This window comes from Achromobacter sp., assembly GCF_050285585.1.
In the GTDB taxonomy this organism is placed as follows: domain Bacteria; phylum Pseudomonadota; class Gammaproteobacteria; order Burkholderiales; family Burkholderiaceae_B; genus Achromobacter.
In genome coordinates, this window is sequence record NZ_JBLZXF010000010.1 from 69,656 (window position 1) to 88,599 (window position 18,944).

The window sequence follows — 18,944 nt, forward strand, 5'->3', positions numbered from 1 at the left end:
CATGACGCGGTCACGTGCGCCAGTTGCTCGCAGGGCGGGATATTCGCAGCGGAGGGTTATCCGCGAATCGATACTTCTGGGTGCACGCCGGGCAATGGGCAAGGCGCTTGTACTTGTCGTAGAACTGGAGTATCGACTTCACCTGCTTGTTGTCCAGGCACCCGGGGCAAAGGTAATGCATGGGCTCTCCGTTCTGGCACGACTCTTTAAGACGAAGGGCGAGCGTTCCCGGATAGTCCTCGACCAGCTCATAGCGCTCTCGCTCGGCAATGCGCTTTTCAAGGTCGCGGGTCTGGTCTTCAAGTTCGTGTATGCGAGTCAACAGCGCGCGCTCGCTCTTGGCGCGCTCCGCATCCTTTTCCTGCACCGCGATGACATGCGCCAGGGCGATCGACAGTTTCATCTGCAATTCGTTGGTGGCCGCAATGATCTGCGCTTCGTCCTTAAGCTCTACGGCCGCCTTGTAGGCGCTGACTGCATTGGTGACCATCGAAAAGATGGCGGTGACGTCCATAAGGGTTCCCCCAACGTAGAAAAGGGTGGTGTAGGAGCCTCCGATTCTACGTTGCGTGGGAACCGCCAGCGGGGAGGCCGCCATGGCTGACGTCCTGCCCGCGAGCCTGCGTTCGCCCGTCTTGCCCTTTCGACGCCGCCGGGGTGCAGGCCTGGCGCCTGCGCCATTGGCTGCGCATGTGCCGGCTGTCGTCCACACAGCGCGCGCGGCTCCTGCGCTATGCACAGCAAGCCGCTTCTCCCTTTCCCCCTGATCCATGTCCATAGCGGCATTGTGCCTACCGCGCCGCGCCGGGCCCAGCCGAGCAACATCCGATAGGTATCCAATGAGCAATCCCGTCCTGCACACCCTCGAATCCCGCCCCTCTGAAACGTCCGCTGCCGGCAAATGCACCGAGCGCCTGGATATTCCCTGCACCAGCGATCTTTACGACGCGATCGCAGCCCTTGCCACGATGAGCGGCAAGACGAAGGCCGAGTACGCGCGCGCCGTGCTCGAGCAGCATGCATTCGGCGCCCTCGGCTACGTGCGCGCACGCGCCAACCCGGTGGGCTGACGTCATGGCCGTATCTGACATCAACCACTTCCATCTGTTTTCGGGTGCCGGCGTCGGCGCCGCGGGCATGCAGGAAGCCCAGCCCGAAATCCCGGGCCTGCGCGGGCGCATGGTCTGCCTGGGCGGGATTGACGTTGACGCCGCCGGCGCCGCGGACTTCCACCAGTTCACGGGCGTGCGCTGTACGGTGCGGGACCTGTTCAGCCGCCAGCAGTACGCCGCGTTCCACGGCCGCCAACCGTCGGACGGCTGGAAAGAGGCCACGCCCGCCGATATCCAGGCAGCTGCCGGCGGCCGCCGGCCGAACATCACGTTCCTGTCGGCGCCGTGCAAAGGCTTCTCCGGTCTGCTGTCGCACTCGCGCAGCCTGACCGCCAAGTACCAGGCGCTGAACGAGCTGACGCTGCGCGGTGTCTGGCTGGCGCTGGAGGCCTGGAAGGACGACCCGGTCGAGGTGATCCTGTTCGAGAACGTGCCGCGCATCGCGTCGCGCGGCCGCCACTTCCTGGACCAGATCGTCCAGCTGCTGCGCCACTACGGCTACGTCGTGCGCGAAACCGCCCACGATTGCGGCGAGCTGGGCGGCCTGGCGCAGAGCCGCAAGCGCTTCCTCCTGATCGCGCGGCACGCCGAGAAGGTGCCGGCCTTCATCTACGAGCCGCCGAGACGTCCGCTGCGCGCCGTCGGCGAGATCCTGGGGCGCATGCACTTGCCGGGCGACCTGCGCGCCGGGCCCATGCACCGGATTCCGAACCTGAGCTGGAAAACCTGGGTGCGGCTGGCGTTCGTCGAAGCCGGCAGCGACTGGCGCAGCTTGAACCGCCTGGCGGTGCGGGACGGCTACCTGCGTGACTTCCTGCTGGTGCCCGAAATGCATGCGGGTGTGCTGGGCGTGCGCAACTGGTCGGATTCTTGCGGCACGGTCACGGGCAACGCCCGGCCGGTTACCGGAGCCTTCTCGGTCGCGGACCCGCGCTTCGACCCGTCGGCCGCATGGAAGGACGGCCAGGCCTACGGCGTGCGCCGCTGGGACGCCTCGACCGGCACGGTGGCCGGCCAACAGGGGCCGGGGCAGGGCGCGTACAGCGTCGCCGATCCGCGCCACCACGGCCCGGCCAAGCACAGCAACGAATTCCGCATCGTCCGCTACGACGCCGCGGCGCGCGCCGTGACGGGCGCGCACGGCACGGGGCAATGCGTGGCAGATCCGCGCACTGGCTGGCCCGAGTCGGCCCACGGCAGCAAGCTGGCCATCACGGCCTACGCGGACCACGCCAAGACCGTCACCGGCGCCCGGTTCGGCAGCGGCGGATTGTGCGTTGCTGACCCGCGCCCGGGCCTGGCCCGCGAGCGTGGCGACCACTACCTGACGGCCGGCCACTATGGCGTGGCGGCTTGGGACCAGCACGTCGGCGCCGTGTCGGCGTCTGCCTGCCACGACAACGGATCATGGTCTGTGGCCGACCCGCGCCAGCTACCGGCTGCCAACGACAAGCTGGTATGCCGCATCATCGCCGAGGACGGGACCTGGCACCGACCCTTCACCACGCTGGAGCTGGCCGCCCTGCAGAGCCTGTACGACCCCGACGACTACGCCGAGGCCGAGGCACGCGGCAAACCGTTCCAGATGGATGGCAACAGCGACAGCGCGCACCGTGAGCGCATCGGAAACGCCGTCCCGAAGAAGGCCGCCCGGGCCATGGCCGAAGAAATCGGCAGGGCCATCCTGCTGTCACGAGCCGGCGAATCCTTCCAGCTCTCGTCCACGCCCATCTGGGTGCGGCCGATCGCGACCGCGCTGGCCGTGCGCGGCGGGGAGGGCGCATGAGCACCATCATCAGCTTTAGTGACGCGAAAATTTCGCGCGATCGCCGGAACTACCGCCCCGGGGCGTGCCGGCACCTGCATCTGGCGCTGGACGACGAGGGTGAGATTGTCCGCTGTTCGGATTGCCAGGTGCAGGTGGGCGCCTATTGGGCTCTGACCATGCTCATCGAGCGATTCCAGCGCGAGCGGGCCGCCCTAGACGCCCGTGATGCTGGCCTGAAAGAGTTGGCCAGCCGGACGCTGCACCTCAAGGCCGCGCGCGTGATCGAAAGCATCTGGCGCGGCCGCAAGATGGCACCCCTGTGCCCGCATTGCAACGAGGCGATCCTGCCCGAGGACGGGATGGGTTCGTCCATGGCGAGCCTGGACATGGTGACGCGGCTGCGGGCCGCGCGTAGGGGGCGGTCATGACGTGGTCCGAGACTGCCATCGCCCGCGCGCTGGTGCGGCAGACGTTCAACCGGAAATACCTGGTTGTCGTGCCCAACTGCAACTGGACCGGCCATGAATGCGACCTGCTGGCGGTGACGGAGAACCTGCGCATCATCGACGTCGAAATCAAGATCAGCCGGGCTGACCTGAAGGCCGACGCGAAGAAGGAAAAATGGTGGCGCCGCGAGTACATCGGCTCCTGGCCGTCCGTGACAGTGTTGCGGCACAGCGCCTGGTCGAACGACCTGCGGGTCGAGAGTATTGCCCGGCGCGCCCGTTACAAAAGCACGCCGAAGGACTGGCCCGCAAAGGTCTGGAAGCACTACTACGCGCTCCCTAAGGAGATCTGGCACCCGGATCTGCTGGCGGCCCTGCCGAGCGCCCAGAGCGGCGTCCTGCTGCTGGACCGCGACGGCTACCCGCGCCCGGCTGGCGATGTCATGCGCGTGGAGTGCGTGCGCCGCGCCACGCCAAACCGCGATGCGCCGGCGATCAGCCCGGCCGCGGCGGTCGATATCGCGCGCCTGGCCAGCCTGCGCATGTGGGACGCCTATGCGCGCCTTGAGCAGAAGGCGGCTCCATGAAGCCCGAATTCAATCATCACCATCCAGTAGCCGCCGAGCGGCTTCCCGGGCTTCGTCGCGAGCGACAGTTTCGTTTGGCGCCCATTCCTCGCAGTTCTTGTACCCCTTTTCAGGGATGCGAACGGTCCAATCCCAGTGCCTGCGGTCGATGCGCCGCAGGGAAATGTAGCGATCCAGATCGGCCTCGTTGCTCATTTTTGATATCTCGGAAACATGGTTGTGGAGCCCATAGTGTGCCGTCACGACCTGCGTTTTTGCGAGTGACACATGACTGATTTTCAACAGTTGCCCGCGCCCCTGACCCCGCCGGATTGTGATCTGCGGGACTTCGCCTTCATGCCGCTGGACGTGCTGCGCCTGCGCGATAGTGACCTGGCGGTGAAGGCCGACGGCGAATCGTTCCGCTGCGCGGTCCTGCTGTGGTGCGCGTCCTGGCACCAGGTGCCGGCCGCCAGTCTACCGGACGACGACGACGTCCTGGCGCAGCTGGCCGGCTTCGGCCGCGTCACGAAGGAATGGCTGCGCCACCGCGACGGCGCCCTGCGTGGCTGGGTGAAGTGCGCCGACGGCCGGCTGTATCACCCTGTAGTGGCGGAGAAGGCCACCGAGGCCTGGCGCGCCAAGATGATCCAGCGCTGGAAAACCGAGTGCGCGCGCATCAAGAAGCACAACCAGCGGCACGGTACGGACGTCCATGTCCCTGACCTCGATGAGTGGTTGTCCCTTGGTTGTCCCCAGGGACAACCGATCGCTGTCCCTGGGACAAAAAAGCATGTCCCGAAGGACACCGGTAGTGGTCCCGAGGGACACCCCCCCAATGTCCCTCGGGAAACTCACTCCAAGGGACAGGGAGAGGGACAGGGACAGTATTTAAAAGAAAAAGAAGCAGCGGCGGCATCTCTCGCGCATGCGCCTGCGCACGAGGGCGACGCCTCGCCGCCGCCGCTCGACGGGGAAAAAAGCCCCGAGGAAAAAGCCCTGGCCGTGGCCGTGTGGCTGCGCCGCCGGGAGAAGGACCGAGGCAAGCAGCCCAAGGGCACGCAGAGCAACGACCCGCGCATCGTCGCCTGGATCGCTGCCGGCGTCACGGGCGAGCAGCTGGCCGAGGCCTACGCGCTGGCCGTCGCTGATCGCGAGGACAAGGCCGACCACAGCCCGATCACGGCCGGATTCCTGGACGTCTTCGTCGCCAAGGTGCTGAACCCGCCGGCCGCACAGAGTGCGGTCAATGGCAAACGCGCTGCCGCGGCAAAGGCCGCGGATCCTCACGCCTGGGTCACCAGCGCCAGCGGCATCACGGAGCACGGCGCCAGGCTCGGCATCACCCAGGGCGAAGGGGAAGAGTTCTGGCGCTTCAAGGCCAGGGTGATCGATGCGGCCGGGCTCACCGACCACGACAAAGCGCGGCTGCGCGCGGACTACGGGGTGAGCCTATGACCGACACTGTCCAGTGCGTCTACTGCGAACGCTTCACCCTGCGGCACCAGCACACCGCCATGGCGGCTCAGGGCTTGGGACGCTGCACCAGCATGACCGATCGGCCGGGCACCTTCGTCAGCCCGCTCTGGCGCCGCGCCTGCGGCAATTTCCAACCTGCGCCGGCGGCCAAGGCCGAGGCGCGCATCGAATGGCTGCGCGACCTGCGCAGCGAGGGAGTTTGATGTCGAACCAGATCACCTTCCACGTGCCCGGTCTGCCCAAGGGGAAGGGCCGCGCGAAGTCCAGCTCGCGCATCGGCCGTGATCCCAAGACCGGCGCGGCGCGCGTGTTCACGCGCCACTACACGCCCGAGGCGACCGTGGCTTACGAAAGCCTGGTCAGGCTCGCCGCGGCGAAGGCCATGGCGGGTCGTCCGCCCTATACCGGGGCAATACGGATGCGGTTGCATATCGTGCTCCCAATCCCGCAATCCTGGTCCGGCGTGCGCCAGCGCCGCGCCGCGGGCGGTCTGATCGCACCGACTGTGAAGCCGGATAGCGACAACGTCGAGAAGGCCATCAAGGACGGTTGCAACGGCGTTGTGTACCGCGATGACGTCCAGGTCGTCGATGACGGCAAAACCAAAGTCTACGGCGCCAAGCTGGGCGTCACGGTGGAGGTGACCTTCCTCGACCATTTGGAACCGGCCCAAGGAGTGAAGAGGGCTGCGCTGAACGCTAGCCTCCTTGGCGTGGAGGCGCAGGCATGAGCAACCGCGATCGCGACCTCGAAATCACCCGCCGGCGCGAGGCCGGCGAATCGCCGACCGACCTGGCGCGCGAGTTCGGCGTATCCGCGGAACGCGTCTGGCAGATTGTCACGGCTACCCAGCGGCGCCTGCGCGGTGAACCGCCCAAACAGCGCCGGCGATACCCGGCCAGCGCCGCGGTGCCGACACGGCCCGTTGTGCGTCCGCGGCTACGCCTGTGGCCCGGTCGCCCGGCCGGTGCCGAGTGGTACGAGTGCGTCGGCGCCGGCCGCATGGGGGTGGGGGCCACGAAGCTGGAAGCCTATGCGCGCTGGCAATCTGCGGGGCCCGTCGCCACCAGCCCCTCCAGCACGACAACCACCACGGTCGCCAGTGTTCCGGTGGAGCTGCAGCCGGAACCTACACCGGCACAACCCGCGCTCACACCGGTTCACGCCAGCCAGGTGCATGTGGTGCCAGGCGTTGCCAAGCGCGCGCCGCTGCGCATGGCCGCCAGACTGGGCCTGAACGCCGAGCGCCTCGGCGCCCAGCCGCCCATGCACTCGATGCACGGCGGCAGCCGCGCGCGTACCGGCGGATTCCATGACCAGGAATGACCAGCTGGCCGGGCAGGCCGGCGCACAGAATTTTCACGATTGCCAGGAGCGCACAGTGTCCGAACCGCTTTTCAAGGGTGCCCACCAGGCGCTCACCTACGCCTTCAACTACTCCGCCGGCACCCTGGACCGGCCGGCCATGGTGAAAATGGCTGATCGCACGCCGCGCACCGGCCGCGGCCTGGCCGGCGTCGACGGCGCCGCTCAGGCTGGATTCATCCTGCGCGAGCTGCAGGCGCTGGCGCCGCTGCACCAGCGCATTCTCGAGGCGCGGTTTCTGCCACAGACGACGCCATGCCCGTGCTGCCGTAGCAGCGTGTGGGATCAGGACTGGTTTGCCGCAGTGCGCGCGGTGTCCGACGGCGTCATGGCCTGCGGCATCCTGTCCGGGCACATCGTGCACCGCGCCGTCCGCGACGGCATCGTCGCCCGCTACTTCGCCGCCAAGGCCAACCGCGGCCGGGTCATGCTGTCCGACCTGGCCGTGCACGCCGGCATCAGCGATCGCACCGTTACGGATCAGAACGGAAAAATCACCATCTGGCTGCGCGGCTCGCGCGTAGTGCTCAAGGGCGCCGGCGTGGTCGAGGAAGGGAAGAAGGGTGAGGAGGCCCGCGCCATGGAGCTAGCTGAATGCCTGCTGCGCGGTGCAGGCATTGTAGGGGACGCATAGCACTGTCACGTGTTACACTTTGTGTGCTGGGAGAGTGATGGAGTGGTAGACATGGTCGTTTGATAAACGATTGGCCTTTGCGCCGCCGCGGGTTCGATTCCCGTCCTCCCACCACGAATTCTTGACATTTGCGGATTGCACCCGCAAAATCGGCCCCATTCTGTCACTGGTCAACAGTGCGTCTTAAGACCCCGCCGGGAAACCGAGCGGGGTTTTTTATTTGGAGCTACCACGGGGGAAGCCACCAGACGTGTTGAGCTGCATTTATGTCCGCCGTCAGGTGGTAAAGAGCTATTCCCAATGCCAAGGCCGTGAGCGGGTAGGGAAGTAGATACTCTAATGTGGTCCACCCCAGCCGAAGGCTATGACGCCAGACTGCTATTTCCGCTCGAAAGCGGGAACGGAAGTTTACGTTGAAGCCGACAAGGGCGGAATGCCCCATTTTCTTCAAGACTTCAACACTCGGCTGAGCCGCCAAAACATCGTTGGGAGCCCAGTGGATTTCCACTTTTCCCTTCCACTGGTTGAAGGCGCTTTCGTGACCCGGAACGATCCGTCCAAATCGATACCCGTCCGTCGGCTCATGCGGGTATGTAAGGGACACTCGGTCCTGGGTAGTGCCTTCAAGTCTCTTCTTGATGGCGGTTCTCACCAAGTCCCCGACGATTTCTGAACGCATCTTGGCTCTGGCTTTCCTCCAGTCAGACAGGCCCGCAATCGTGCTCGGTGCGTAGTGATAGCGAGCGCAGCAGTACATGAGGACGAGTACGGCGCACGCCCACGCTCGCCAGGGCTGAATTTGCTGAACCTCGATAACGCCGATGAGCCTTCCGTCAAGGGGTATCCCCAGAGCCCAGACTGCAATGATCCCTGTGGCGACAAACATCAAGTTGCGGCGCGCTTTGTCAGGCACATCCTCGATTGGCACAGTTCCTCCGGTGCTGCTTCTACGTTGCGGCGATTGTATTCAATTCGTTACCTGAACCTCTCATGTCCAATTCTCCGTCCAAAGCGCCCACGCCGGCGCGGAAGTCGCCTGCGCGCTCGAAACGCACGCTGTCGCCGTCCGCCCGCCGCGTGGTGTCTGCGGATAGCCCGCTGACGCCCCAGCAGCGCCGGTTCGTGGACGAGTTCGCCGCCGGCGGCTTCCTGAACCAGACCAAGGCCTACGAGGCTGCCTATCGGGCGAGGGGCGCGGCGGCCGTCAGTGGTGCGTCGCGGCTGCTAGCGCAGGCTAATGTCGCTGCTGCGGTCCAGGCGCTGCGCGACAAGCTGTCGGAGAAGCTGGAGATCACGGCCGAGCGCGTCATGGCCGAATTGGTGGCAATGGGCTTCTACGATCCGGCCGACCTGGTGGTCACCGACCCGACCACGGGCGAGGTACGCGACATCACCAGCCCCCGGGACTTGCGGCTGCTGCCCGAGCGCGTGCGCCGCTGCATCGTCGGCTGGAGCTGGGACCGCAACGGCAATTTCACGCTCAAGCTGGCGGCCAAGACGCCGAACCTCGAACTGATCGGCCGCAATCTAGGCATGTTCGTCGAGCGCAAGGAACTGCGCATCGGCGACCTCGACAAGAAGTCGGATGCCGAACTGGACCAGACCATCGCCGAAGCGGCAAAGGAGATCGCCGAACTGGAAGGCGTGCCCGTGGAAACCGTCCTCGCCCAGCTGCGCGCCGCTGCCGCCGGGGCCACGATGCACTGATGTCCAACCCGCGTTTGATGCTGGCCCGGGCGCTGCAGGAACGCGCCTGGCGTGCCAAGCGCAACCGGCTGAAGTACTACCGGCCGTACGAGAAGCAGAGGGAGTTCCACGCACAGGGCGCCGATTATCGCGAGCGCCTTTTTTCTGCCGGCAACCAGCTGGGCAAGACCTATTCCGGCGCGTATGAGACGGCCATGCACCTGACGGGGCGCTACCCCGACTGGTGGGAAGGCAAGGTCTTCCAGCGGCCGACGGCGGGCTGGGCGGCCTCGGTTTCCGCGGCGCTGACTCGGGACGGCATGCAGCGCCTGCTGCTGGGCCGGCCCGGCGTGGAGAGCGATCGAGGCACCGGCGCCATCCCGGCGGACGCCATCAAGGAGGTTGCGCCGCTGTCTGGTGTCCCTGGCGCCGTCTCCATCATCGTGGTGCGGCACGGTGGCGGCGGTGACGTCCAGGCCGGCGAGAGCGTCCTGGGGTTCCGGAACTACGAGCAGGGCCGGGCGAAGTTCCAGGCGGAAACCCTGGACTTCGTCTGGCTGGACGAAGAGCCGCCCCACGACATCTACATGGAGGCGATCACCCGGACCAACACGACGCTGGGCCCGGTGTACATGACCTTCACGCCCCTGATGGGCATGTCGGAGACGGTCAAACGTTTCCTGATCGACAAGCACACCGGCACGGTCGTGGTGTTCATGGGCATCTACGATGCCGAGCACTACAGCCGTGAGCAGGCCGATGCGATCCTGGCCAGCTACCCGGAGCACGAGCGCGAGGCCAGGGCCTACGGCAAGCCGGTGCTGGGCTCCGGCGCGGTGTTCCCGGTGCCGGAGTCCAGCATCGTGGTGCCGCCGTTCAACATCCCGGACAGCTGGCCGCGCATCTGCGGCCTGGACCTGGGCTGGGATCACCCGACCGCGGCGGCCTGGCTGGCGCACAACCAGGACGCCGACATCGTCTACGTGTACGACGTCTACGCCGCCAAGAAGCAGCCGGTTTCCGTGCACGCCAGCGCCATCAAGGGCCGCGGCAGCTGGATCCCGGTGGCCTGGCCGCATGACGCCCTCCAGGCGCAGAAAGACACCGGCACGCCGATGCGCGACGCCTACATCGCCGAGGGTGTATCCATGCTGCCGGAGCGCACGCAGTTCGAGGATGGCTCGAATGGCGTCGAGGCCGGCATCCAGATCATGCTCAACCGCATGGTCACCGGCCGGTTCAAGGTGTTTTCCCACCTGGAGCTGTGGCTTTCCGAGTACCGCACCTTTCACCGTAAGGACGGCGCCATCGTGAAGATCGATGACGACGTCATTTCCGCATCGCGCTACGGCGTGATGTCCCTCCGCTTCGCAATCAACAACGTGCCCATCAATTTCAAACGACACCGGGAATCCTGGCGCGCATGAACACTTCTGTTACCGGCTTCCGCCTCCTCGGCGGCGACGATGGCGCGACTGCGCACGCCCGCGACCAGGCCAAGACCGAGCCGGGCGCGCTGTCCGTCACGCAGCTTGAGCGCTGGCTAGAAGAGATCCGCGATCAACCGGCCTGGCGCCGCGAAGCGGATCGCGCCTGCGACTACTACGACGGCAACCAGCTGGACGCGGATACTCTGGCGCGGCTGGACGAAAAGGGCTTGGGCACTTTGATCACCAACCTGATTCAGCCCACCGTCAACGCTGTGCTGGGTATGGAGGCCAAGACCCGCACCGACTGGCGGGTCGGCGGGGATGACGACAAGTACCAGGACGTCGCCGAGGCATTGTCGGCCAAGATGCACGAAACCGAGCGCGAGACGCAGGCGGACACGGCGACATCCGACGCATACGCGGGCCAGATCAAGGCTGGCCTGGGCGTGGTGGAAGTCTCCCGAGATAGCAACCCGTTTCATTACCCGTACCGCGTGACCAGCGTGCACCGGTCGGAAATGTTCTGGGATTGGCGCAGCAAGGCCCTGGACTGGAGTGATGCCCGGTACGTGGTGCGCAGGAAGCGGTACGACGCCGACCACATCGCCGCATTTTTTCCGCAGCATCGGGAGATGATCCTCGCCGCGGCCAACTGGCGCGACTGGGCGGACTACCTGACCAACGAAGCGCGGGTTTCCGCCGAGTTCTTCAATGATGCGCTGCAGGGCACGCGCACGACCTGGGACGACCTGGATTGGCGCGACATCGATCGCCGGATCGTGACGTGCTTCGAAGTCTGGTACCGGGTCTGGGTGCGCGGCCTGGTGCTGGCGCTGCCCGGCGGCCGCACGCTGGAGTTCAACGAGCAAAACCAGGTGCACCGCGCGCTGGTCGCCTCCGGCGCCGTGCAGCCCAAGCTGGCCGTCTACGACAAGATCCGGTCGGCCTTCTATATCGGCCCTATCAGGGTGCTGGACCGCGCGACGAACCGCCGCCGGTTTCCCTATATCCCGTTCTTCGGCTACCGGGAGGACTTGACGGGCGTGCCCTACGGCCTGATCCGCGCCATGATTTCCCCCCAGGACGAAGTGAACGCGCGGACGGCCCGCATGATGTGGTTGCTCAACAGCCGCCGGGCCTTCGTCGATTCGGATGCGATCGACGAAAAATACAACACGATGAGCGACGTGTCGCGAGAGCTGGGCAAGGCTGATGCCTTCGTCGTCACCAACCCCCGGGCGCAACGCGGCCAGATCAAGGTCGAAACCAACTTCGAGCTGTCCCAGCAGCAGTTCCAGATCATGCAGGAGCGCAAGCAGGCGATCCAGGAAGCCGCCGGCGTCTACGCGGCCATGATGGGCCAGCAGTCCAATGCCAGCTCCGGCCTGGCCATCCAGTCGCTGGTGGAGCAGGGCGTTACCACGCTGGCCAAGATCAACGACAACTACCGGGTCGCCCGTCGCGGCGTCGGCAATGCGCTGCTGGATCTCATCAAAGAGGACATGACCGGCCAGGCCGAGATCCTGGTGGACAACGGCACGGTCAAGCGCAAGGTGATGGTCAACATTCCCCGAAAGGACCCGGTCACCGGCCAGCCCTACAAGGAGAACGACGTCCAGACGGCGCCGGTCAAGGTCGCCCTGACCGACGTGCCCAGCACGCCCACCTACCGCGCCCAGCAGTTCGCCGCCTTCGCGGAAATCCTGAAGTCCATGCCGCCCAATATGCAGGGCCTGCTGATCCCCTTCGCGCTGGAAATGTCTGATTTCAGCAAGCGCAAGGAAATGGCGGAGTTCCTGCGGTCGCAGCTGGGGATCCAGGCTGACCCCAATTCACCGGAGGCGCAGGCCGCCAAGACCCAGGCGGACGAGGCGGCCCAGGCTCAGATGCAGGCCGCGATGGCCGACGCGCAATCCAAGATCGCCGAGCGCGAGGCGCGCACGCAGAAGCTGCTGGCCGAGGCCGAGAAGATCCGCCAGGACGCCAGCGCCGCGGGCGACACCGACACGGTCGGCCAGGTGGACGGCGCGCTGGCGCAGTACCAGCAGGAATTGCAGAAGCTGCGGCAGCAGCTGGCCGACCGTGCCACGGAATGGCGGACCCGCCTGCAGCAGACCGCCATGCACGAAGAAGCCGAAACCGAGCGAGCGCGTATCCGCGCCGAGGCTCAGGCGGGCGGCGCCCAGCTGCAGGCCCAGTTCAAGCAGCTCACCGACGAGGTCGACCAGGTCCTGGCGCGCCTGTCTGGCCAGCAACCGGCGGCAGCGTAGCGCCTCACGTACAGATTCCCCGCCCTGGGATACGGGCAAACCGCAGGCCCCCATCGAGAAATCGCTGGGGGCTTTTTTCGTTTCAACCCCCCGGACCTATCCGAAAACTAGGAGCAGGAAGAGATGAGCACGGAAAACACGACGGACACCAACATCGGCAACCTCGAAGAGGTCTTGCGCGATCCCCTCAGCATGTCGGACGAGGATCTGGCCGCGCTGGTCGGCGGGCAGCATGCCGCCATCAGTGCCGACGATCCCTCGAACGAAGGAGCCGGCGCGGACGCCGCGGCCGGCGCCACCCCCAAGGGCGATACCAGCGGTGCAGCGCCCGGCACCGGCGAGGAAGGAAAGCAGCAGCAGGAACTGACCGCGGCGGCCTCGGCCGTCGAAGGCGACGACGCTGCAGCTGGTGTTCAAGCAAAGGACGGCAAGCACGTCATTCCGTACCAGGTGCTGGCGCAGGAGCGGGAAAACCGCATCCGCGCGGAGCAGATGGTGCGGGACCTGACGGCCAAGCTGGAGCTGGACCAGGCCGCCGCCCAGCAGGGCAAGGCCACCAAGTCGGCCGATCTGTCTTCGATCGTCGACGAACAGTTGCTCGAGCAGCTGCGCGAAGAAGCCCCCGAGGTTGCCCAGCGGATGGACGGCCTGATCGCCATGGTGAAAGACCTGCGCGACCAGGTGGACGCCGGCCGTCCGGCAGCTGAGGAGGCCGAAACCGCGCGCCGCGAACAGCAGGTTCAGGCGTTGGTGTCCATCGAGGACACCATCCAGGCCAATCAGAAGCTCGCCCATCTCCGTGCCACCGACCCGGCCGCGTTCAACGAGGTCGCCGACATCGACTCCATGCTGCGCAGCCGCGCGGCGTGGAAGGACAAACCGCTTTCCGAGCGGTTCGAAGCGGCGGTCCGTATGTACGAAGCCGAACGCGGAACCATCGAGTTGCCCAGCGCGGCCAAGGCCGCGCCTGCGCAGCAGCCAGCCGATGAAGCCGCGCGCGTTGCGCAAGCCGTCGCCAAGGCGAAGGAAAGCGCATCGGGTCCTTCCACGCTTTCCGATATCCCTGGCGGCCAGCCGGCCGCCGGTTCCCAGGCCGACGCCATGATGGCGCTGTCGGGCAGTGCCCTGACGGACCATTTCATGAACATGTCGCCGGATGAAATCGAAGCGCAGCTGGCGCGCCTCTCTTCGTAATTCTCACGAACTGGAGGCAATATGTCCCAAACCAATGTTCCCGTTGGCTCGCCGCTCGCGCGCAAGGTATTCGGCGCGGCGCTGTTCGCCAACACCCAGCGTCAGCCCTCGCTGATGAACAACCTCACGGGCCCGGCGCCCAAGCAGTCGGGCGCCGAAGCGAAGCTGAAGGGGCAGACCAGCCCCGACATGCCGCTGGTGCGCGTCACCGACCTGTCCAAATCCCAGGGTGACCAGGTCAGCGTAGACCTGATCAACCAGACCGGCGGCAAGCCGATCATGGGGGACAAGCAGGCCGAGGGCAAGGGCGAGCGCCTGGATATGTCCAGCATGGACATCCGCATCGACTTGGCCACGAAGGTCGTGGACGCCGGCGGCAAGATGACGCAGCAGCGCACGGTGCACAATCTGCGCGGCCTGGCGATGGCCAACCTGATCGGCTATTTCAAGCGTCTGAACGATCAGACCACGATTACCCACCTGGCGGGCGCGCGCGGTTCCCAGGTCGGCACGGACTGGGTGGTGCCGATGGTGAGCGACCCGGAGTTCGATGAAATCCTGATCAACCCGGTCAAGGCCCCCACCTACAATCGCCACTGGGTCGCCGATGGCACGTCGCTGGTGCAGGGCGGCCAGGCGCTGAGCGCGATCGATACCACCGACACGTTCAAGCTGGAACATATCGATCACCTCGGCGCGATCATCGATGACATGGAGTTCAAGCTCCAGCCCATCAAGATCCCGGGCGATGCCGCGGCCGACGACGAGCCGCTGTACCTGCTGCTGGTCACCAATCGCCAGTGGCAGAGCATCCTGACCAACACGGCGGCCAACAGCCTGCAATGGCGCACGTTCCTGCAGAATGCCTGGAACCGCGCCTCGTCGTTCACGGGCGGCAAGAAGCATCCGCTGTTCACGGGCGAGGCCGGCATCTGGCACAACATCCTGGTGCGCAAGATGGACCGGGCGATCCGCTTCAACGCGGGCGACGCCGTGAACTACTGCACCCAGGCCGGACAGGCGACGGCGGCGGAGTCTTCCGTCACCGTGAACAGCCTGCAGCCCGGCTACAACGTCGACCGCGCCATGCTGCTGGGCGCCCAGGCGCTGGCGCACGTCTACGGAAAGAACCAGGGCTCGGACACCTACGCCAACTGGATGGAGAACCGCTACAACTTCGAGCGCAACCTGGAAGTGGCCGGTGAAGTGATGTGCGGCAAGGCCAAGCTGCGTTTCTCCGTTCCGGACTCCCGCGGCAACAAGATCCCGACCGACCACGGCGTGATCGCCCTGGACACCGTCGTCAACCTCAACACCTGATCGGCGGCGGGCGGCCACCCGGCCGCCTGCTCCGGTGGAACTGGAGAAATTCATGGACCGCTACTCTCCCGACTACAACTCGAAGCCGCTGCACACGCAGGCCTTCGGCAATGCCTGGGTGGAAACCTACGGCTATCAGGCGGCCGCCGCCATCGGCGACAAGATCTACCTGGGCGTCATTCCGGCCGGCGTCGTGGTGACCGCGGTGCGGCTGATCACCGATGCGGCCGGCGCCGGCGTCACTCTCGATTTGGGCTTCGAGCCCTACGACGCCAGCGATGGCCCGCTCGCCGACCTGGACGCCTGGCTGGCGGGCGCTGACGTCGCCGCGGCTGGCATCGTGGAATCGGAAGCCCACCCCATCACCTTCAAACGGCCGGTCAAGCTGATTGCCACGGTCGCTGGCGCCGCCTTCACGGGCACGCCGCGGCTGACTGCGCTGATCAACGGCCAGATGGTGGGCGTGGCCTAGTTTCCTTGGCTGGGGCTGTGCCGCTACGCGCGGCATTCAGGGGCTGGACGGTTACCCGTCTGGCCCCGTCTTTTTTGGGGGTTCCCATGGAGCAAAACAACCTGATCCCGATCCTCTATGTCGGGAAGAAGGAACGCAAGGTCGACACCGTCGCCGGCACCGGATTGGTGTGGCAGCGCGGTGAGATCCATTACCTGCCGCCGCTGATCGCGGCGCAGCTGACGCGCTATGCCGATGTCTGGCGCGAAGGCTGGGACGAAGCCGACGCCGACCCGGCCCGAGTGGGCCTGGTGGTGACGGAGAACGAAGTCCCGGCCGGTATTCAAAGCAAGGAGCAGAGCCAGGTGCCGCCCTTCAGTATGCCCAACCTGCAGGGCATGAAGAAAGAGGATCTGGTGGCGTTCGCGCTGGGGGAATTCAACCAGCAGCTGGACAACGGCCTGAAGAAGGACGAGATGATCCAGCAGATCATCAGCCTGTCCAACTCGCGCGCCGCGGGTGAGCCGACCTGATGGCCAGCCTCGCGGACTTCGAGCGGTTCGTCTATCCGTTCGCAGAGGGTGCGCCCGCGCCGGCCGTCGAAGACGCCATCCTGGACGCCGCCGTCGAGTTCTGCACCCGCACGCGCCTGCTGCGGGCATTCCTGGATCCGGTGACGCTGGTGCCGGGTACGACGGAGTACGAACTGGACGCGCCCGAGGCGGATACGCAGGTCGTCGATGTGATGGGGGCTTGGTTGCCCGAGGGACGGATAGGTCCCGCCACGCGGCCGGAGCTGGAGGAACTGTACCCGGATGGATGGGCGTGGCGGACTGCAGGGACCACGGCGGAGGTGCAGCGCTTCTATTGCCGCCTGCCGGGATTTATCCAGCTGGTGCCGTCCCTGACGGTCAAGGCGCCCAGGGCGCTGCGCCTGGAGGTCGCCTATGCGCCTACTCGCACCGCGCGAGAGCTGGCCGACGTGCTTCTCAATCGCTACGCCGAGCATGTGGCCGATGGCGCGTTGGCGCGCCTGCACCTGCACAAGGCCGGCTATGCCGATGCGGGCAGGGCGCCAGCCTACCGGACCGAGTTTGACCAGGCCTGCAATCGGCTGGCCGACGATGGCGCCCGCGGCTTCGCCAAGCGGCGCATGCGCACCGGCGGAGACGAATTCAAATGAAGGTCAGCGAAGTCCTTGACCGCGCCAGGATCATCCTGCAGGACGCTGACGCGGACTATTGGGAAGAGTCCGAGCTGCCGATGTGGCTGAGCGATGGGCGCCTGGAAACCTATCGGATGCGGCCTGACCTGTTCGAAGTCTCCGAGGATTTCGTCTGCGTCGAAGGGGCGCGGCAGCAGCTGCCCAATGGCGCGCGGGTGCTCTTCGACGTGCCGCGCAATGTGTCGGCCACCCGCCAGCGTGCCATCACCGTGGCGGACGCCGGCGCCCTGGGCCGCGTGCGCCCGAACTGGCGCAGCCAGGCCAAGGCCCAGGAGATCCGACATTTCCTTTATGACGAACGCAGCCCCGGCCAGTTTGAGGTGTACCCGCCGGCGCGCGATGGCGTGGTGATCGAACTTTCGTATGCGAAGCGGCCCGCGGCAGTGTCGCAGTCCGATGGCGAGGTGGAGCTCGAGCAGGAGGGGGAATACGCAGCGGCGCTCGTCGATTACGTCCTGTACCGGGCCTTCCTGAAAGAGGCCGACACCGTGCCGGCCTTTCATCAGCGCGCCGCGCAGCACCTGGCCGCCTGCCACTCCACCCTGACCGGCGACGTGACGGCGAAGGCCGTGACCAGCCCCAACGAGCAGAAATAGCGCATGGCAACCAACAAAATCCGCCTGGTCCAGGGCGACACCGGGCCGCAGCTGCAGCTGTCGCTGACCGACCAGCGCACGCGGCGGCCGCTGGACCTGTCCTCGCCCGGCACCACGGCGCGCCTGCTGTTCCGGGAGGTGGGCGCCAACACCGTGAAAGACACGATGCCGTGCTTTGCCATCGCGGGCTACGTCGATCCTGAGACTGGAGAGGTGGATTTCCGCCCGCCGTATGACGTGGCCGGCCGCGGCGGCCGCCTGGCCATGAACTGGTCGGACGACGCTCTGGACACCGCAGGCGAGTACGAGGGCGAAGTCGAGGTGACCTTTCCGGATGGCCGTATCCAGACGGCGTTCGCCATCCTGAAATTCCAAGTGCGGGAGCAGTTCTAGATGACCGGCCCCGTGCACATCGAATACGAGATTGTCCAGGCCACCGTCGATCCGTCCGGCACGGTCGTGGCGACGGTGGACGCCGTGGCGGATCCGCTGGGCCTGAATCCGATCCTGACCGACCTGGGCCTGGCGGTGGAGTACTTCCGCCTGATCCGCATCCTGAACCGGCGCGATGAGGCCGCCAACATGGATTGGCATGCCACCGATATCACTGGGCGGCGGCGTGACGTCTCGGCGACCCGGGACCGGACCGCCGCCGGCGTGGCCTTTCCCCGACGTGACGCTGCAGGATCGATCGACCTGTTTTCCCTTGCCTTTGTGCGGGTATCGGCCGGCGCGGCCGTGGATTGGACGAGCCAGGCGGTGCGCTCTGTGAGATTCGACGCCGCGGTGGCGGTCGACGTCCTGGCGCTCGCGGCAGCGCGTGAACGGCGCGACGTTGCCATGTCCCAAGACTCCGGCGATGTTGTGCTGGAGAACTACGCCCTTGACTACGCCGCCGATTACGTCGGCGACGCCATCTCCTTCTGAAGGAAATTCCATGAAGAAAATGCAACGCCGCTCCGGCACCTTGGCCCGAGGCGATTTGGAGATCATCGCCTATCGCGGCCGCACCGGCAAAACCGAACGCTTCCTGATCAAGAATCTCTTTACCGACGCAGGCCTGGCCTACCTGGCGGCCCGCGCGGCGGGCGAGGCGGTGGACGTGATTTCCCACATGGCGCTCGGCATCGGCACGACGCCGGCGGCCGGGACCGACGGCGCGTTGGAATCCGAAATTGCCGGGAGCCGCGTACCCGTGACGATTTCGGGCGTGGGCGCCGAGCGGCTTTATACGGCAACCTTCGGTGAAGGCGTGGGCTCGGGCCCCGTCACGGAGGCGGGCCTGTTCAACGCAGCCACGGCGGGGATGATGACGAACCGCTCGGTGTTCGGCGTGAAGAACAAGGAACCCGAGGATGTGTTTACGATCAACTGGACGTTGGCGCAGCAGCGCGGGTAAGCC

23 protein-coding genes and 1 tRNA gene are annotated in these 18,944 nt (G+C 66.2%); 22 read left to right on the forward strand and 2 right to left on the reverse strand.

From position 1 onward, the window contains the following. Positions 1–10 precede the first annotated feature (10 nt). Positions 11–514 (reverse strand): hypothetical protein, encoded by a 504-nt coding sequence (locus ACN6PJ_RS15785; protein WP_427996791.1) that lies wholly within the window; start codon positions 512–514, stop codon positions 11–13. A gap of 325 nt (positions 515–839) precedes the next feature. Between ACN6PJ_RS15785 and ACN6PJ_RS15790 the strand changes: the two genes are divergently transcribed. From ACN6PJ_RS15790 to ACN6PJ_RS15805, 4 genes are read left to right on the forward strand one after another with little or no spacing between them, the layout of a single operon-like run. Next, the gene (locus ACN6PJ_RS15790) at positions 840–1,070 is read left to right on the forward strand and encodes a hypothetical protein (RefSeq protein ID WP_427996792.1); all 231 of its coding nucleotides are present in this window, start codon (positions 840–842) and stop codon (positions 1,068–1,070) included. A 4-nt stretch (positions 1,071–1,074) separates the two neighbouring features. Further along, complete coding sequence (locus ACN6PJ_RS15795) at positions 1,075–2,898, forward strand: DNA cytosine methyltransferase (protein ID WP_427996793.1); 1,824 nt, start codon at positions 1,075–1,077, stop codon at positions 2,896–2,898. After that, positions 2,895–3,308 carry a hypothetical protein gene (locus ACN6PJ_RS15800; RefSeq protein WP_427996794.1) on the forward strand — a complete coding sequence of 138 codons (414 nt, stop codon included), beginning with the start codon at positions 2,895–2,897 and terminating at the stop codon, positions 3,306–3,308. The genes ACN6PJ_RS15795 and ACN6PJ_RS15800 overlap by 4 nt, the downstream gene beginning before the upstream one ends. Beyond that, entirely contained in the window at positions 3,305–3,913 is a 609-nt protein-coding gene (locus tag ACN6PJ_RS15805) for a hypothetical protein (protein ID WP_427996795.1), read from the forward strand. Before ACN6PJ_RS15800 ends, ACN6PJ_RS15805 begins: the two co-directional genes overlap by 4 nt. Positions 3,914–3,922: 9 nt before the next feature. On the opposite strand, the gene ACN6PJ_RS15810 is transcribed toward ACN6PJ_RS15805, so the two are convergent. Then, entirely contained in the window at positions 3,923–4,108 is a 186-nt protein-coding gene (locus tag ACN6PJ_RS15810; protein WP_427996796.1) for a hypothetical protein, read from the reverse strand. 72 nt (positions 4,109–4,180) lie between these two features. Here ACN6PJ_RS15810 and ACN6PJ_RS15815 point away from each other — a divergent pair, with 72 nt between their 5' ends. The 18 genes from ACN6PJ_RS15815 to ACN6PJ_RS15900 all read left to right on the forward strand — a co-directional run bounded on the left by ACN6PJ_RS15815 (position 4,181) and on the right by ACN6PJ_RS15900 (position 18,941). Continuing rightward, complete coding sequence (locus tag ACN6PJ_RS15815) at positions 4,181–5,350, forward strand: DUF1376 domain-containing protein (RefSeq protein ID WP_427996797.1); 1,170 nt, start codon at positions 4,181–4,183, stop codon at positions 5,348–5,350. Beyond that, complete coding sequence (locus ACN6PJ_RS15820) at positions 5,347–5,574, forward strand: hypothetical protein (RefSeq protein WP_427996798.1); 228 nt, start codon at positions 5,347–5,349, stop codon at positions 5,572–5,574. The genes ACN6PJ_RS15815 and ACN6PJ_RS15820 overlap by 4 nt, the downstream gene beginning before the upstream one ends. After that, a complete protein-coding gene (locus tag ACN6PJ_RS15825; RefSeq protein ID WP_082394962.1) occupies positions 5,574–6,101 on the forward strand; it encodes a RusA family crossover junction endodeoxyribonuclease in 528 nt (175 codons plus the stop codon). The genes ACN6PJ_RS15820 and ACN6PJ_RS15825 overlap by 1 nt, the downstream gene beginning before the upstream one ends. Continuing rightward, on the forward strand, positions 6,098–6,697 hold the full coding sequence (locus ACN6PJ_RS15830) for a hypothetical protein (protein ID WP_427996799.1): 600 nt from the start codon (positions 6,098–6,100) through the stop codon (positions 6,695–6,697). The genes ACN6PJ_RS15825 and ACN6PJ_RS15830 overlap by 4 nt, the downstream gene beginning before the upstream one ends. After that, positions 6,684–7,370, forward strand: coding sequence for a hypothetical protein (locus tag ACN6PJ_RS15835; protein ID WP_427996800.1), 687 nt, complete (start codon positions 6,684–6,686; stop codon positions 7,368–7,370). The genes ACN6PJ_RS15830 and ACN6PJ_RS15835 overlap by 14 nt, the downstream gene beginning before the upstream one ends. A 28-nt stretch (positions 7,371–7,398) precedes the next feature. Beyond that, positions 7,399–7,484 (forward strand) — tRNA-Ile (locus ACN6PJ_RS15840). Positions 7,485–8,360: 876 nt separating this feature from the next. Next, complete coding sequence (locus tag ACN6PJ_RS15845; protein WP_427996801.1) at positions 8,361–9,077, forward strand: terminase small subunit; 717 nt, start codon at positions 8,361–8,363, stop codon at positions 9,075–9,077. Further along, positions 9,077–10,483, forward strand: a complete 1,407-nt coding sequence (locus tag ACN6PJ_RS15850; protein WP_427996802.1) for a terminase large subunit domain-containing protein — start codon at positions 9,077–9,079, stop codon at positions 10,481–10,483. Before ACN6PJ_RS15845 ends, ACN6PJ_RS15850 begins: the two co-directional genes overlap by 1 nt. Then, the gene (locus ACN6PJ_RS15855; RefSeq protein WP_427996803.1) at positions 10,480–12,756 is read left to right on the forward strand and encodes a hypothetical protein; all 2,277 of its coding nucleotides are present in this window, start codon (positions 10,480–10,482) and stop codon (positions 12,754–12,756) included. The genes ACN6PJ_RS15850 and ACN6PJ_RS15855 overlap by 4 nt, the downstream gene beginning before the upstream one ends. Before the next feature lie 123 nt (positions 12,757–12,879). Beyond that, entirely contained in the window at positions 12,880–13,950 is a 1,071-nt protein-coding gene (locus ACN6PJ_RS15860; protein WP_427996804.1) for a hypothetical protein, read from the forward strand. A 21-nt stretch (positions 13,951–13,971) separates the two neighbouring features. Then, on the forward strand, positions 13,972–15,270 hold the full coding sequence (locus ACN6PJ_RS15865) for a DUF4043 family protein (RefSeq protein ID WP_427996805.1): 1,299 nt from the start codon (positions 13,972–13,974) through the stop codon (positions 15,268–15,270). Between the two features lie 52 nt (positions 15,271–15,322). Further along, complete coding sequence (locus ACN6PJ_RS15870) at positions 15,323–15,742, forward strand: hypothetical protein (protein WP_427996806.1); 420 nt, start codon at positions 15,323–15,325, stop codon at positions 15,740–15,742. An 86-nt stretch (positions 15,743–15,828) separates the two neighbouring features. After that, the gene (locus ACN6PJ_RS15875; RefSeq protein WP_427996807.1) at positions 15,829–16,254 is read left to right on the forward strand and encodes a hypothetical protein; all 426 of its coding nucleotides are present in this window, start codon (positions 15,829–15,831) and stop codon (positions 16,252–16,254) included. Then, positions 16,254–16,904 carry a hypothetical protein gene (locus ACN6PJ_RS15880; protein WP_427996808.1) on the forward strand — a complete coding sequence of 217 codons (651 nt, stop codon included), beginning with the start codon at positions 16,254–16,256 and terminating at the stop codon, positions 16,902–16,904. Before ACN6PJ_RS15875 ends, ACN6PJ_RS15880 begins: the two co-directional genes overlap by 1 nt. Then, the gene (locus ACN6PJ_RS15885; protein ID WP_427996809.1) at positions 16,901–17,542 is read left to right on the forward strand and encodes a DUF6682 family protein; all 642 of its coding nucleotides are present in this window, start codon (positions 16,901–16,903) and stop codon (positions 17,540–17,542) included. The genes ACN6PJ_RS15880 and ACN6PJ_RS15885 overlap by 4 nt, the downstream gene beginning before the upstream one ends. Before the next feature lie 3 nt (positions 17,543–17,545). Continuing rightward, positions 17,546–17,935, forward strand: coding sequence for a hypothetical protein (locus ACN6PJ_RS15890; protein WP_427996810.1), 390 nt, complete (start codon positions 17,546–17,548; stop codon positions 17,933–17,935). Then, positions 17,936–18,469: a hypothetical protein gene (locus ACN6PJ_RS15895; protein ID WP_427996811.1), complete on the forward strand. Its 534-nt coding sequence runs from the start codon at positions 17,936–17,938 to the stop codon at positions 18,467–18,469. It begins immediately after the preceding gene. Between the two features lie 19 nt (positions 18,470–18,488). Continuing rightward, a complete protein-coding gene (locus tag ACN6PJ_RS15900; protein ID WP_427996812.1) occupies positions 18,489–18,941 on the forward strand; it encodes a hypothetical protein in 453 nt (150 codons plus the stop codon). Positions 18,942–18,944 lie beyond the last annotated feature (3 nt).

Coding starts and splice junctions, on each gene's coding strand:
- ACN6PJ_RS15785 (WP_427996791.1), bottom strand. CDS start 514: ATGGACGTCACCGCCATCTTTTCGATGGTCACCAATGCAGTCAGCGCC.
- ACN6PJ_RS15790 (WP_427996792.1), top strand. CDS start 840: ATGAGCAATCCCGTCCTGCACACCCTCGAATCCCGCCCCTCTGAAACG.
- ACN6PJ_RS15795 (WP_427996793.1), top strand. CDS start 1,075: ATGGCCGTATCTGACATCAACCACTTCCATCTGTTTTCGGGTGCCGGC.
- ACN6PJ_RS15800 (WP_427996794.1), top strand. CDS start 2,895: ATGAGCACCATCATCAGCTTTAGTGACGCGAAAATTTCGCGCGATCGC.
- ACN6PJ_RS15805 (WP_427996795.1), top strand. CDS start 3,305: ATGACGTGGTCCGAGACTGCCATCGCCCGCGCGCTGGTGCGGCAGACG.
- ACN6PJ_RS15810 (WP_427996796.1), bottom strand. CDS start 4,108: ATGAGCAACGAGGCCGATCTGGATCGCTACATTTCCCTGCGGCGCATC.
- ACN6PJ_RS15815 (WP_427996797.1), top strand. CDS start 4,181: ATGACTGATTTTCAACAGTTGCCCGCGCCCCTGACCCCGCCGGATTGT.
- ACN6PJ_RS15820 (WP_427996798.1), top strand. CDS start 5,347: ATGACCGACACTGTCCAGTGCGTCTACTGCGAACGCTTCACCCTGCGG.
- ACN6PJ_RS15825 (WP_082394962.1), top strand. CDS start 5,574: ATGTCGAACCAGATCACCTTCCACGTGCCCGGTCTGCCCAAGGGGAAG.
- ACN6PJ_RS15830 (WP_427996799.1), top strand. CDS start 6,098: ATGAGCAACCGCGATCGCGACCTCGAAATCACCCGCCGGCGCGAGGCC.
- ACN6PJ_RS15835 (WP_427996800.1), top strand. CDS start 6,684: ATGACCAGGAATGACCAGCTGGCCGGGCAGGCCGGCGCACAGAATTTT.
- ACN6PJ_RS15845 (WP_427996801.1), top strand. CDS start 8,361: ATGTCCAATTCTCCGTCCAAAGCGCCCACGCCGGCGCGGAAGTCGCCT.
- ACN6PJ_RS15850 (WP_427996802.1), top strand. CDS start 9,077: ATGTCCAACCCGCGTTTGATGCTGGCCCGGGCGCTGCAGGAACGCGCC.
- ACN6PJ_RS15855 (WP_427996803.1), top strand. CDS start 10,480: ATGAACACTTCTGTTACCGGCTTCCGCCTCCTCGGCGGCGACGATGGC.
- ACN6PJ_RS15860 (WP_427996804.1), top strand. CDS start 12,880: ATGAGCACGGAAAACACGACGGACACCAACATCGGCAACCTCGAAGAG.
- ACN6PJ_RS15865 (WP_427996805.1), top strand. CDS start 13,972: ATGTCCCAAACCAATGTTCCCGTTGGCTCGCCGCTCGCGCGCAAGGTA.
- ACN6PJ_RS15870 (WP_427996806.1), top strand. CDS start 15,323: ATGGACCGCTACTCTCCCGACTACAACTCGAAGCCGCTGCACACGCAG.
- ACN6PJ_RS15875 (WP_427996807.1), top strand. CDS start 15,829: ATGGAGCAAAACAACCTGATCCCGATCCTCTATGTCGGGAAGAAGGAA.
- ACN6PJ_RS15880 (WP_427996808.1), top strand. CDS start 16,254: ATGGCCAGCCTCGCGGACTTCGAGCGGTTCGTCTATCCGTTCGCAGAG.
- ACN6PJ_RS15885 (WP_427996809.1), top strand. CDS start 16,901: ATGAAGGTCAGCGAAGTCCTTGACCGCGCCAGGATCATCCTGCAGGAC.
- ACN6PJ_RS15890 (WP_427996810.1), top strand. CDS start 17,546: ATGGCAACCAACAAAATCCGCCTGGTCCAGGGCGACACCGGGCCGCAG.
- ACN6PJ_RS15895 (WP_427996811.1), top strand. CDS start 17,936: ATGACCGGCCCCGTGCACATCGAATACGAGATTGTCCAGGCCACCGTC.
- ACN6PJ_RS15900 (WP_427996812.1), top strand. CDS start 18,489: ATGCAACGCCGCTCCGGCACCTTGGCCCGAGGCGATTTGGAGATCATC.